The organism is Phenylobacterium sp. (assembly GCF_044371015.1).
GTDB lineage: Bacteria > Pseudomonadota > Alphaproteobacteria > Caulobacterales > Caulobacteraceae > Phenylobacterium.
In genome coordinates this window covers 1-11,376 of the sequence record NZ_JBILUK010000096.1, presented here as the reverse complement: position 1 = coordinate 11,376, position 11,376 = coordinate 1, and the positions used below count along the sequence as shown (strand labels likewise).

Sequence of the window (11,376 nt, the reverse complement as noted above, 5' to 3'; positions counted from 1 at the left end):
CTCGAGACTCTGGCGCGCCAGCTTGCGACCGACCGCCTGCTGACCCGGGGTCTTGACGTGACTGACGCCGACGCCGTCGCGGCGTTTCCCGCCGACCTGCCGCCCGACTTCGCCGACATCGACATCCTGTTCAACAACGCCGGTCTCGCGCTCGGCCTCTCAAAGGCGCACGAGGCCGACCTGACCGACTGGGAGACCATGATCGCCACCAACGTGACCGGCCTGGCCCGCGTCACCCGCGCCGTCCTGCCCGGCATGGTTGCGCGCAACCGGGGCGATGTGATCAATATGTCGTCGGTGGCGGCCAGCTATCCCTATCCGGGCGGCAACGCCTACGGCGCCACCAAGGCCTTCGTCCGACAGTTCTCGCTCAATCTGCGCGCCGACCTGCTGGGCAGCCGGGTTCGGGTGACATCGGTCGAGCCCGGCATGGCTGAGACCGAGTTCTCGGTGGTGCGATTCAAGGGCGACGAGGCCGCCGCCTCGAAGGTCTATTCCGGCGTCGACGCCATGACCGCCGACGACGTGGCCCTGGTCTGCGAGAACGTGTTGCGTCTTCCGGCCCACATCAACGTCAACACGATCGAGATCATGCCTGTGCAGCAGGCCTTCGCGCCGTTCGCCGTGGATCGCGGCTAAACCGCTTTCAGCACTTCGGCGAGCAACCGGCCTTCCGGCTTGCGGTTCGAGCCCGCCCGCCAGGCGACCACGATCTCCCGCGCCGGGTGATCCTCGCCGAACGGCCGGATCGCCAGATGTCCGGCATTGGCCAGGCCCGCCGCCACGGCCATGCGCGGCAGGAAGGTGATCCCGAGGCCGGAAGCCACCATCTGCACCAGCGTCGGCAGCGAGGTGGCGGCGAACGGCTCTTCGCCTCGGCCGCCCGGCGCGCTGAGCCGACAGGCCGACAGCACATGGTCACGCAGACAGTGGCCATCCTCCAGCAGGATCACCGTTTCGCCTTCCAGCGCCTCGGCCGTGGTGGTGGCCGCCGCGGCGAGCGGGTGGTCGGCAGGCAGGGCGGCCAGCAGTTCATCATCGGCCACATGCGCCCATTCCAGCCCATGGGTCTCGAAGGGCAGCGCGATCAGGGCCGCGTCGAGCCGCCCGGCCTTGAGTTCGCCGATCAGCCGGTGGGTCAGATCTTCGCGCAGGAACAGTCGAAGCTTGGGAAACCGGCTCCGCAACAGCGGTAGGGCGCCCGGCAGCAGGAACGGCGCGATGGTCGGTATCACCCCAAGCCGGAATCGCCCGGCCAGCGGCTGGCCCGCATTCTTCGCCGCCTCCACCAGTTCCTCAGCCTCGCTGAGGATGAGGATCGCGCGGCGCAGCGCCTCTTCACCGACCGGAGTCAGAATGATCCCCGTCCGCGCCCGGTCGACGACCGGTGCGCCCAACGCCCGCTCCAGTTCCTGAATCCCGGCCGACAGGGTGGGCTGGGTTACGTGCGCCGCCTCAGCCGCCTTGCCGAACCCGCCATGCTCGGCAAGCAGCTTGAGATACTGGAGTTGGCGGATGGTCGGCAGCATGACCTGTCCGCCATACCCGAAGACGGACGAAAGTCGAACGCCTTCAACCGCCGGCCCTTGTCCTATACTGGGGGCCCGCCCCGATACCGGATCGGACGCTGGAGGTGACCATGCCGCAGAGCCCGCAAGACGACGCCTTTACGCCCACGGCGCGCTCACGGGTCGCCCGTCGACCGCAACGGGCTCGTTATGACGAAGCGAGCGTCTTCGCCATCCTCGACGCGGGCGTCATGGCCCACGTGGGCTATGTGATCGACGGTCAGCCCTTCGTGACGCCTACCGCCTACTGGCGGGAGGGCCGGCGGCTGTACTGGCATGGCGCGGCCGCCAGCCGGATGCTCGCGGCGTCGGGCTCCGGTGCGCCGGTGTCCGTGACCGTGAGCTTCCTCGACGGGTTTGTCGTCGGCCGCTCGGGCTTCGTCCACTCCCTGAACTACCGCTCGGTGATGGCCTTCGGCCGCGCCCGGCTGATCACCGACCCGGCCGCCAAGCGCGCCGCCATGGACGCCTTCATCGACCGGCTCTACGCCGGCCGGGCGGCGCAGCTGCGTCCGGCCACCGACGCCGAGATCACCCAGATCGCCCTGGTCGAGATGGAGATCGAGGAAGCCTCGGCCAAGGTGAAGGACACCTCCGCCACGGACCTCGCCGCCGACGCCGGCTGGGCGCCCTGGAGCGGGGTGTTTCCTGTTGAGACCCGCATCGGCGCACCGCGTCCGTCGCCCGACATCGCGCCCGCCGGCCCACTGACCGCCGACCTTGCGCCCTATGCCGAGGGCGCGCGCCTGGAGGATGCACTCACCCGCGCCGCCTAAGGCCTGCCGGTTCCGGCGTAGTTCGAGAGCCGCTTGGCCGCTTCGGTCAGCACGAAGTCGATGTTCGGCGCGGCTTTGACGATGGCGTCGCGCGCGCCGCCGACATTGAAGGTGGTGGTGAGCTCCGTACCGCCGTCCTTCGCCTTCATGGCGAAACCAAGCACCGCGTTCACGCCCTCGTCCTGCATCGGCCCAAGCGGCGCTTCGATCCGGACGATCCCCAAATGCGGCGCCGCCATTAGCACCACGCCGTGGCGCACCGAGCCGCCGCCCGGCAGCGCTTCGCAAAAGCAACCCTCGGCCTTGAGCGCGAGCGAGAGCTTGGCTGCATCGCGGCCGAAGCTGTGGGCGCCGTTCCACCAGCGGCCGATCTCGCCGATGGCCGCGTAGACCTTCTCCGGCGGGGCTGCCACCTGGTTCACGGACTTCAGCCGGAACCCCGTGGCGTGTGTCTCCACCACTTCCGCCTGCGCCGCGCCTGCCCACAGGGCGAGCACCGCCGCCGCAATCGCCCCCCTCATCGAAGTCTCCCCCTCAGGCCGCCTCGAACCGCAGCGGCGCGCCCCAGAAGGCCTCCACGAGGCCGTTCTGCGCGCCGGGTTCACCGGTCGTCAGGAACTTTCGCGCGCCCGAGGCGCCCACGTCAAACTCCGGTCGGCGAAGCAGGTAGTCCTTGAGCGCCGTCGCTGTAGCCTCCGGCTGGCGGATCAGCGGCGTTCCGGGCGCAAGCGCGGCCTGGAACAGGTCGGCGACGATCTCATAGTGCGTGCACCCCAGCACCGCCCGGTCCGGCGCCCGGCCGATCCGCCGGGTCAGCGCCTGAACGTGGCTCGCGATCACGCCCGCGAGGTCCGCCCGGGGTGCGCCGGTTTCGATCATCCTGGCCAGCTCCGGGCAGGGCTCGGTGAACACCGCCACGTCCTGGCGGCGCTTGTCGATTTCGATCTCGTAGACCCGGCTTCGGGCGGTGGCGGGCGTCGCGAACACACCCAGCACGTCCAGCTTCTCGACCTTGTCGCCGCGCGGCTCGGCCTCGTGGGCCCATGGCATCCCCGTCGCCGCCTCGATGGTCGGAACCACGATGCCCAGCACATTGATCGGGCGTCCCAAGGCGCGCCGATGCCCGGGCAGCCAGGTCTGTTGCAGTCGCCGCAAGGCGACGCTGGCGGCGGTGTTGCAGGCCAGAACCACAAGGCTGCAACCTTCGTCGAACAGCCGCGAGCAACCGTCGCGCGTCAGATCGACGATCTCCTCGCCCGGCTTGCCGCCATAGGGCGCGTTGGCCTGATCGGCGAGATAGACGAAGTCGGCGTCCGGAAAGGTCTCGACCAACCGATGATGGATGGTGAGTCCGCCCACCCCGGAATCGAACACGCCGATAGCCATGCCGCAGGTGTTAGCTGCGCCCGCCGGACCTGTCGATCCGGGGTGACTCCTTCACACTTTCCCGCTACAGGCCGCCGCCATGACCCGCATCGCGCGCCATCATAGCCATCCCCACCATCCGACCCCGGCGGGTCCGGAAGGGATGCGCGCGCGCTGACGCCGCTCCTTTCAGGCTCCGCCCGAACCGGGACGGGGCCGCGCTGACCGACCTCGTCCCTCGCCCGGATTTTCGAGAGACGACCCCATGACAGACGAACCTTCCTTGATCCCGCCGCGCCAAGCCGATAGGCGCGCGGCCATGACCGAGCGACCACCCGAAAGACCCGTGGCCCGCGCGCCCCGCGGTTTCATCGATCGCCGCGCCCGCGACGTGGCCGCCGAACGCGCCATCCTGGCGGCCGTCAGCGGCGTCTATGAGCGTTGGGGCTTCGAGGCGCTGGAGACCGGGGCGTTCGAATACGCCGATGCGCTCGGCAAGTTCCTGCCTGACGCCGACCGCCCCAACGAAGGCGTCTTCGCGCTGACCGATGACGATGACCAGTGGATGGCGCTGCGCTACGACCTGACCGCGCCGCTGGCCCGCTTCGCCGCCCAGAACTGGGACGGCCTGCCGAAGCCGTTCCGCCGCTATGCCTACGGTCCGGTCTGGCGCAACGAGAAGCCCGGTCCCGGCCGGTTCCGCGAGTTCGTGCAATGCGACGCCGACACGGTCGGCTCTGACCGCCCCGAGGCCGACGCCGAGATCATCGCCATGGCGGTGGAGGGCCTGGAAGCCGCCGGTCTTCCCGCCGGCGCGGCGGTCATCAAGATCAACAACCGCAAGCTCCTCAACGGCCTGATGAGCGCCATCGGCGTGGAGAGCGAGGTCCAGAAACTCGCCGTACTTCGCGCGGTCGACAAGCTCGATCGCCTGGGACCCGAGGGCGTTCGTCTTCTGCTCGGCGAGGGTCGCAAGGACGAGTCCGGCGACTTCACCAAGGGCGCGGGGTTGAGCCCCGCCGGCGCGGAGCGCGTCCTGGCCTTCACCCGCGCCGGCGCGGGCGACCGCGACGCCACCCTGGCGGCCCTGGCCGAGGTGGTCGGCGGCTCCTCCGAGGGTGACGCCGGTCTCGCCGAACTCGCCGCCATCAACGCCGCGCTCAACGGCCTCGGCGTCGCAGCCGACCGCGCCGCGTTCGACCCCTCAGTGGTGCGCGGACTGGAATACTACACCGGCGCGGTCTTCGAGGCTGAACTGCTGCTCTCCGCCGTCGACGACGGGGGCCAGCCGATGCGCTTCGGCTCCATCGGCGGCGGCGGCCGCTATGATGATCTGGTGGCCCGATTCACCGGCGCGCGAACGCCGGCGACCGGCTTCTCCTTCGGAGTCTCCCGGCTCGCCGCCGCCTTGCGCGCGGCCGGGCGGTCGGCGGCCGTTGAGCCGCGCGGTCCCATCGTCGTGATCGCCTTTTCGCAGGACCGCATGGCCGACTACTTCACGCTCGCGCGCGAGATCCGGGCGGCCGGGATCGCGGCCGAAGTCTATCTCGGCGGCTCGGGCATGAAGGCCCAGATGAAGTACGCCGACCGCCGTCTGTCGCCCGCTGCGGTGATCATCGGCGACGACGAGCTGGCGGCCGGAACGGTCACTGTGAAAGACCTCGATCTGGGACGCGCCCTCGCTGCCCAGGTCAGCGACAACGCCGCCTGGCGCGCCGAACGGCCCGGCCAGCAGACGATCCCGCGCGCCGATCTGGTTCCGGCGCTGAAACGCATCCTGGAAGCCCGCTGATGCGCCTCGAACCCGCCGTCCCTGAGGCCGTTCTGGCGGCCATGCGCGCACCGCTGCTCGCGGCCGGCTCTCAGCCCGCCGAACCTCCGCTGACTCTGCCGCTCGGCCTCATGCTGGATCTCGCCGGGGAAGCGACCCGGGCCCGGCTGTTCGTGGTCCAGGCGGCGGGCGGCGAAGAGCTCTGTCTGCGACCCGACTTCACGGTCGGCATCGCCCGCGCGCACCTCCAGAGCGGAGATCGCGACGGCCTCTACAGCTACGACGGTCAGGCCTACCGCGCGGCGCCGGACGGTGCGGAACCGGAAGCCTTCGTTCAGTTGGGCCTGGAGCGGCTGTCGAACGGCGGGCGCGATCACCTTGCCGACGAAACGGAAATCGTCGCCCTGGCGTGGCGCGCGGCGGCGGCCGGCGGGCGTGAGGATCTGACCCTGCGTCTCGGCGATGTCGCGCTGTTCGGGGCGTTTCTGCAGGCGCTCGGAGCGCCCGAGGCGCTGTCGGCGAGGCTGATGCGGCTGGCCGGCCGGCCCCGGCTTCTGCAAGCCGAACTCGACCGCGACAATCAGGCGGGGTCCGGCGGCGCGCTGGCGGCGCGGCTTTCAGGTCTATCGGAGGCCGAGGCGGGGGCCCTGCTTGAAGAAGTCTGGAGCCTCGCGGGAATTGAGCCGGTCGGCGGGCGCGGCGCCGGTGAGATCGCCGCCCGTCTGGTGCGCCGGGCCGACGCCGCCCGCGCGCCGTCGCTGAGCGTGGAGCAGGCCGAAGCCGTGCGGGCGTTTCTCGGAGTCGAGGCGTCGCCCGAAGTCGCCTTCGCCGACATTCGCGCCCTGGCGGGCCGGAACGCGCCGGGTCTGGACGCGGCGGTCTCGGCCTGGGAGCGGCGGCTTGCTTCGCTCCGTTCGGTCATTCCCGCCAACCGCATGGGCTTCGCCACCGCGCTCGGCCACGCATTCGACTACTATGACGGCCTGACCTTCGAGGTGCTCAGCGGCGCGCTCGGCTCGGCCAGGCCCGTCGCCTCGGGCGGTCGCTATGACGGGCTCATGTCGCGCCTCGGCGGCGAGGCGGGGCTCACAGCGGTCGGCGGCATGGTCCGACCTTGGCGCGCCTGGTCCGGAGGGCAGTCATGAGCCTGGTCATCGCGATCCCGTCCAAGGGGCGACTGAAGGAACAGGTCGAGGCCTGGCTGGCGGATGCGGGTCTGAAACTGGAGATGTCGGGCGGCGCGCGCGGCTATTCGGCCAGCCTGAAGGGCCTGCCAGGCGCCCAGGTGCGCCTCCTCTCGGCCGCCGACATCGCCGAGGCGCTTGATGCCGGCGAGGTCCACCTTGGCGTCACCGGAGAGGATCTGCTGCGCGAGCGTGGCGAAGGCCTGGACGCGCGCGTGCACCTGATTCGGGCGCTCGGCTTTGGCCGCGCCGACCTCGTGACCGCCGCGCCCAAGAGCTGGCTCGACGTCGACACCCTCGCCGATGTCGAGGATGTGGCCAGCGACATGATGGCTCGCACCGGCCGCCGCCTCCGGGTGGCGACCAAGTACGTGACCCTGACCCGCGCCTTCTTCGCCAGGCACGGCGTGGCCGACTACCGCATCGTCGAGTCCGGAGGCGCCACCGAGGGGGCTCCGGCCGCCGGGGCGGCGGAGCTGGTCGTCGACATCACCACCACCGGCGCCACGCTTGCGGCCAATGGGCTGAAGGTGCTGTCCGATGGAGTGATTCTCCGCAGTCAGGCCCAGCTCGCCGCCGGCCTCACGGCGACCTGGGATGCGGACGCGCGCGCCCAGACCGAGCGTCTGCTGCGGATCGTCGAGGCCCGGGCGGCGGCGCTCCGCAGCGCGACCCTGGCCTGGCCGGCGCGGGGCGACGCGGAGGAAACGGCCCTGATCTCCCGGCTGGTGGCGCAGGGCGCTCAGCCGCGGCCAAACGGCTTGCTGGTCGATTCGGCGGCGGTGTCGGAAGCCGGCCTGGCGCTAACGGCGATCGGCCTGGGGCCGGTCACCGTGGCCCGACCGGAATACGTCTTTGACGCGAGCTGTGAGGCCTTCGACACGCTCTGCGCGAGACTAAATTGACAGATTAGTCAAAAAATAACCGTGTTTCGTCCGAACTGCGCATGAAATTGTCACAGTGCCGTGTTGCGGCCGGGTCGGGCGGTTGACTTGGGCAAAAAGTTGCCGTCTTGTCATTTCGCGAGAGACATGAAGGCAACAAGTCCTGAGGTCTCCGGCGTTTCGGGGAGGAAACGCCCGCTCTATCTGAGCGACGGCTCAACACGGCCCGCAGCGTTTATCCCCCGCTGCGGGCCGAATTCTTTTCTGAGCCATGATCCGGGCATGTTTCTGACATAAGCGTCAAAATTAAAGGCCTCACGCGAGGTCGGCGATCTCCGCGTCGGTGAGATCTCCTGGAACGATGGTGATCGGCACCTTGCGCGCGCCCCACCTGACGCCCTCCTTGGCGATGGTGCTGACCAGCGGGCCCGGGCCCCGTGAGCCGGTCGCCGCCGCCAACACCAGGATCTTGATATCGGGATCGTCGCTCAGCACCTGTTTCAGCGCCGCGCGCAGGCTGTCGGCCTCGACGATGAGAAATTCCGCCGGTCGGCCGGTTTCAGCGTGAACCAGGGCGCCGGTCTCGGCCAACGCGGCCTCGGCTTCTTCCCGTTGCTGGCGGGCGATCTCCGCGCGAACGCCGGTCCAGTGCTCGAACACCGCGGGCTCGATCAGCCTCAGCAGCGCCACATGCCCGCCGGTCGATCGCGCACGACGACACGCAAAGCGCAGGGCCGCGCCGAACTCCGCCGTATCGTCGGCCACCACCAGGAACTTCCGCCCGCTCGTCATGGCGCAAGCCTAGAGCACGATGCGATCGGACGGAATCGTCTGATCGTCGAATCCTGCTCGCCACTCCAAGCGGGCGAGCCTGCCCGGCCGCCGTCACCAAAGGCTGACACCCCGCGCCGGCGCGACGCCCGCGCCCCGGGCCCGCCCACATGTGAACCGCTTGTTCACCGCATCGGCGCCACCTCAGTCCGCAACCCTCACGTTGGAGACCGCCGTGCCCGATTGGATCAACGCCATCATTCTGGGCGTGGTGGAGGGGCTGACCGAGTTCATTCCGGTCTCCTCGACCGGCCATATCCTGCTGCTCGGCCACTTCCTGGGCTTTGAGTCCAAGGGCAAGACGTTCGAAGTGATGATCCAGCTGGGCGCGATCCTGGCCGTGGTCAGCGTCTACTTCGCCCGCCTGTGGAATGTGGCGACCCATCTCCACGACGACCCGAAGGCGCGCCACTTCGTGCTGTCGATTCTGGTCGCCTTCCTGCCGGCCGCCGCCCTGGGCCTGCTGCTGCATGACTTTATCAAGACCGTGCTGTTCGAGACCCCGGTGCTGATCTGCATCAGTCTCATCGTCGGAGGGTTTGCGCTGCTCGCCGTCGATCGGATGAAGACCGAGCCCGCCCACGCCGACGCCGGCGGCTATCCGCTGAAAACCGCCTTTCTCATCGGTCTCTTCCAGTGCCTGGCGCTGGTGCCTGGCGTTTCGCGGTCCGGCGCCACGGTCGCCGGCGCCATGCTGTTGAAGTGCGACAAGCGTTCAGCGGCCGAGTTCTCGTTCTTTCTGGCCATGCCGACCATGGCCGGAGCCTTCACCGTCGACCTCGCCAGCAACTACAAGATGCTCAACCCCGACGACGCCGGAATCATCGCCATCGGCTTCGTGTGCGCCCTGATCGCCGCGGTGATCACCGTCCGCAAGGTGGTGGACTTCGTTGGGCGCCACGGCTTTGCGCCCTTCGCATGGTGGCGGATCGCCGTAGGGACGGCGGGCCTGGCGGGGCTCTATCTGCTGGGCTGAGGTTGCGCGCCGGGCCGGCCCGGCGCATCATGGCCGAGTGAAGGCGGTCCCCCTTAGCGGGGGCCAAGAGGGAACCGGGGTGAGAATCCCCGGCTGTGCCCGCAACTGTGAGCGGCGAGGTCCGCGTCCGTCCGCACCCCTTGGGGAGGCGGCGCCACTGGGTGGATCCGGAAACGGGGAAGCCTGGGAAGGCGAGGGCGCGGTCCGGTGACCCGCGAGCCAGGAGACCTGCCGTCTTCCTCCGTCGCTCGTCCGTGGCCCGGGACCAGGCCAAGGGCCGGCAGAGCCGCATCAGCCGCTCTCCCGTCGCAGCGACTCCTTGATTGGAGGCTGAACGACCATGCGTACCCTAATCCTGACAGGCGCGGCGCTCGCCGCGCTGACCGGCGCCGCGCGCGCCGAGACCGCCCGCGCCGGTTCTGCGGAGACCGTTGACGAACTCGTCGTCACCGCCGCGCGCCTGCCGGCCGTCCCTGCCGAAATCGCCGCCGCCCGGGTGATCGACGCGGAAGAGATCGCAGCCCGCGGATCGGTGTTCGCCACCGATCTGCTGTCGACCGTGCCCGGCGTCGGCGTCGCCCGGGCCGGAGGCCCGGGCGGGCTGGCCGCAATCCGCATCCGCGGCGCCTCGCCCGACAAGACCCTGGTGCTGATCGATGGCGTGCCGATGGGCGACCCTTCCGATCCCGGTGGCGCCTTCGACGCCGGAACCCTGCAGGCGGCGGATATCTCCCGCATCGAGGTGCTGTCGGGCCCACAGGGTTCGCTCTGGGGATCTGAAGCCATCGGCGGGGTGGTCAGCTTCACCACCCGTGAGATCGACGGCGCAGGCGCGGCGCTGGAAGGCGGTTCCTATGGAACGGTCCGTGGATTCGGCGGCTTCGGCGTGACGGGCGACGCCGGCGCGCTCAGCGCCAGCCTGACCACCCTGCGATCCGACGGCTTCTCCAAGGCCGCGTCCGGAACCGAGGACGATGGGCTCGAGACCGTAGCGGCCAACCTCTCCGGCCGCTGGACCGTCTCGCCGACCGTGCGCCTGGACGCCCGGCTCCGCTATAGCCGCGCCCGGATCGAGATCGACGGCTTCGCGCCGCCCGCCTTCCTGCTCGGCGACACCCCGGCCGTCGCCCGCAGCCGCGCCTGGCAGGGTTTCGCCCGCGCCTCGGTGGAGGCCCTGGGCCTGGCTCATGAAGTGAGCCTCAGCGCCTACGACCTGCGGCGAGAGAGTCCCTCGCTGTTCGACGCCGACCGCACCGTGCTGCGCTGGACCGCCGCCAGGGGCCGCGCGCTTGTGGCCGGGATCGAGCACCAGGAGAGCGCCGCCGACCTGTCGTCAGGCAAGCGCCTCGACCTCTCCAACACGGCTATCTTCGCGGTTGGCCGGGCGGAGCTCGGGCGGGTCACCCTGACGGGCAGCGTCCGCCGCGATGATCCGGAGGCCTTCCAGGGCCGCACCACCGGTCGTCTGGCCGCCGCCTTTGACCTCGGTCGAGGCTTCACCCTGACCGGTGCGGCCGGCACGGGCTTCAAGACGCCGACGATCAGCCAGGCGGTGTGCGATTTCTGCTTTCGCCCGGCCGTCCCGTTGCGCCCTGAACGGGCCGAGGGCCAGGACCTGAGGTTCGGCTGGGCCGGCGGCGGCGTCTCGGCCGCCTTGACTGGCTATCGGCTGCTGGTCCGCGACCAGATCAGCTACACCGGGGGGCGCTACATCAACATCGCCAAGGCCAGCTCATCGGGCCTGGAAGCGGAGCTTTCGGCGACTCTTTCGGAAGCTCTGTCGATGCGCCTGGCCTACGCCTGGCTGGATGCGGTCGATCGGGCGGCGGGACGCAGTTTGTTGCGCGCGCCCGACCATTCCGGCTCTGCCGCCCTGTTCTGGCGTGACGGCCGTTGGAGCGGCGCTTTGACCGCGCGGGGCGAGTCCACCCAGTCCGACACCGCCCGCGACGGCTTCAGCCGCATTGTGCGGAAGGGCTTCGTGACCGCCGACGTCGCCGCGGTCTATGACCTCAGCGACG

Annotated in this window: 11 protein-coding genes and 1 riboswitch; of the genes, 7 read left to right on the top strand and 4 right to left on the bottom strand. The window is 70.0% G+C overall.

Going from position 1 to position 11,376, the window contains the following annotated elements:
* Window positions 1-639: SDR family NAD(P)-dependent oxidoreductase (locus ACIQ3R_RS09815; RefSeq protein WP_397417875.1), on the top strand; the 639-nt coding region annotated here is incomplete at its 5' end.
* On the opposite strand, the gene ACIQ3R_RS09810 is transcribed toward ACIQ3R_RS09815, so the two are convergent.
* Window positions 636-1,529, bottom strand: coding sequence for a LysR substrate-binding domain-containing protein (locus ACIQ3R_RS09810; protein WP_397417873.1), 894 nt, complete (start codon window positions 1,527-1,529; stop codon window positions 636-638). The two genes, ACIQ3R_RS09815 and ACIQ3R_RS09810, sit on opposite strands and share 4 nt — an antisense overlap.
* Before the next feature lie 110 nt (window positions 1,530-1,639).
* On the opposite strand from ACIQ3R_RS09810, the gene ACIQ3R_RS09805 reads away from it, so the two are divergent.
* Window positions 1,640-2,344, top strand: coding sequence for a pyridoxamine 5'-phosphate oxidase family protein (locus tag ACIQ3R_RS09805; RefSeq protein ID WP_397417871.1), 705 nt, complete (start codon window positions 1,640-1,642; stop codon window positions 2,342-2,344).
* Here ACIQ3R_RS09805 and ACIQ3R_RS09800 read toward each other — a convergent pair.
* Window positions 2,341-2,865 carry an ATPase gene (locus ACIQ3R_RS09800; RefSeq protein ID WP_397417869.1) on the bottom strand — a complete coding sequence of 175 codons (525 nt, stop codon included), beginning with the start codon at window positions 2,863-2,865 and terminating at the stop codon, window positions 2,341-2,343. The two genes, ACIQ3R_RS09805 and ACIQ3R_RS09800, sit on opposite strands and share 4 nt — an antisense overlap.
* Window positions 2,866-2,878: 13 nt before the next feature.
* Window positions 2,879-3,730, bottom strand: coding sequence for a glutamate racemase (locus ACIQ3R_RS09795; protein WP_397417866.1), 852 nt, complete (start codon window positions 3,728-3,730; stop codon window positions 2,879-2,881).
* A 298-nt stretch (window positions 3,731-4,028) separates the two neighbouring features.
* Between ACIQ3R_RS09795 and hisS the strand changes: the two genes are divergently transcribed.
* Genes hisS through hisG form a run of 3 tightly spaced genes read left to right on the top strand, consistent with a single transcriptional unit; the run spans window position 4,029 to window position 7,569 of the window.
* The gene (gene hisS, locus ACIQ3R_RS09790) at window positions 4,029-5,501 is read left to right on the top strand and encodes a histidine--tRNA ligase (protein ID WP_397417864.1); all 1,473 of its coding nucleotides are present in this window, start codon (window positions 4,029-4,031) and stop codon (window positions 5,499-5,501) included.
* Entirely contained in the window at window positions 5,501-6,625 is a 1,125-nt protein-coding gene (locus tag ACIQ3R_RS09785; protein ID WP_397417862.1) for an ATP phosphoribosyltransferase regulatory subunit, read from the top strand. Before hisS ends, ACIQ3R_RS09785 begins: the two co-directional genes overlap by 1 nt.
* Window positions 6,622-7,569, top strand: a complete 948-nt coding sequence (hisG, locus tag ACIQ3R_RS09780; RefSeq protein WP_397417859.1) for an ATP phosphoribosyltransferase — start codon at window positions 6,622-6,624, stop codon at window positions 7,567-7,569. Before ACIQ3R_RS09785 ends, hisG begins: the two co-directional genes overlap by 4 nt.
* A 294-nt stretch (window positions 7,570-7,863) precedes the next feature.
* Here hisG and ACIQ3R_RS09775 read toward each other — a convergent pair whose 3' ends face one another.
* Entirely contained in the window at window positions 7,864-8,340 is a 477-nt protein-coding gene (locus ACIQ3R_RS09775) for a universal stress protein (protein ID WP_397417857.1), read from the bottom strand.
* Window positions 8,341-8,554: 214 nt separating this feature from the next.
* Here ACIQ3R_RS09775 and ACIQ3R_RS09770 point away from each other — a divergent pair, with 214 nt between their 5' ends.
* Together ACIQ3R_RS09770 and ACIQ3R_RS09765 are read left to right on the top strand one after the other, a co-directional pair.
* A complete protein-coding gene (locus ACIQ3R_RS09770; protein ID WP_397417855.1) occupies window positions 8,555-9,355 on the top strand; it encodes an undecaprenyl-diphosphate phosphatase in 801 nt (266 codons plus the stop codon).
* A 27-nt stretch (window positions 9,356-9,382) separates the two neighbouring features.
* Window positions 9,383-9,606: riboswitch (cobalamin riboswitch) on the top strand.
* Between the two features lie 89 nt (window positions 9,607-9,695).
* Window positions 9,696-11,376 (top strand): TonB-dependent receptor plug domain-containing protein (locus tag ACIQ3R_RS09765; protein WP_397417853.1); only part of this gene is annotated, 1,681 nt, incomplete at its 3' end.

What these genes read in the sequence shown, in the direction of transcription:
- ACIQ3R_RS09805 (WP_397417871.1), top strand. Translation starts at nt 1,640, where the DNA reads ATGCCGCAGAGCCCGCAAGACGACGCCTTTACGCCCACGGCGCGCTCA.
- ACIQ3R_RS09800 (WP_397417869.1), bottom strand. Translation starts at nt 2,865, where the DNA reads ATGAGGGGGGCGATTGCGGCGGCGGTGCTCGCCCTGTGGGCAGGCGCG.
- ACIQ3R_RS09795 (WP_397417866.1), bottom strand. Translation starts at nt 3,730, where the DNA reads ATGGCTATCGGCGTGTTCGATTCCGGGGTGGGCGGACTCACCATCCAT.
- ACIQ3R_RS09785 (WP_397417862.1), top strand. Translation starts at nt 5,501, where the DNA reads ATGCGCCTCGAACCCGCCGTCCCTGAGGCCGTTCTGGCGGCCATGCGC.
- hisS (WP_397417864.1), top strand. Translation starts at nt 4,029, where the DNA reads ATGACCGAGCGACCACCCGAAAGACCCGTGGCCCGCGCGCCCCGCGGT.
- ACIQ3R_RS09810 (WP_397417873.1), bottom strand. Translation starts at nt 1,529, where the DNA reads ATGCTGCCGACCATCCGCCAACTCCAGTATCTCAAGCTGCTTGCCGAG.
- ACIQ3R_RS09775 (WP_397417857.1), bottom strand. Translation starts at nt 8,340, where the DNA reads ATGACGAGCGGGCGGAAGTTCCTGGTGGTGGCCGACGATACGGCGGAG.
- hisG (WP_397417859.1), top strand. Translation starts at nt 6,622, where the DNA reads ATGAGCCTGGTCATCGCGATCCCGTCCAAGGGGCGACTGAAGGAACAG.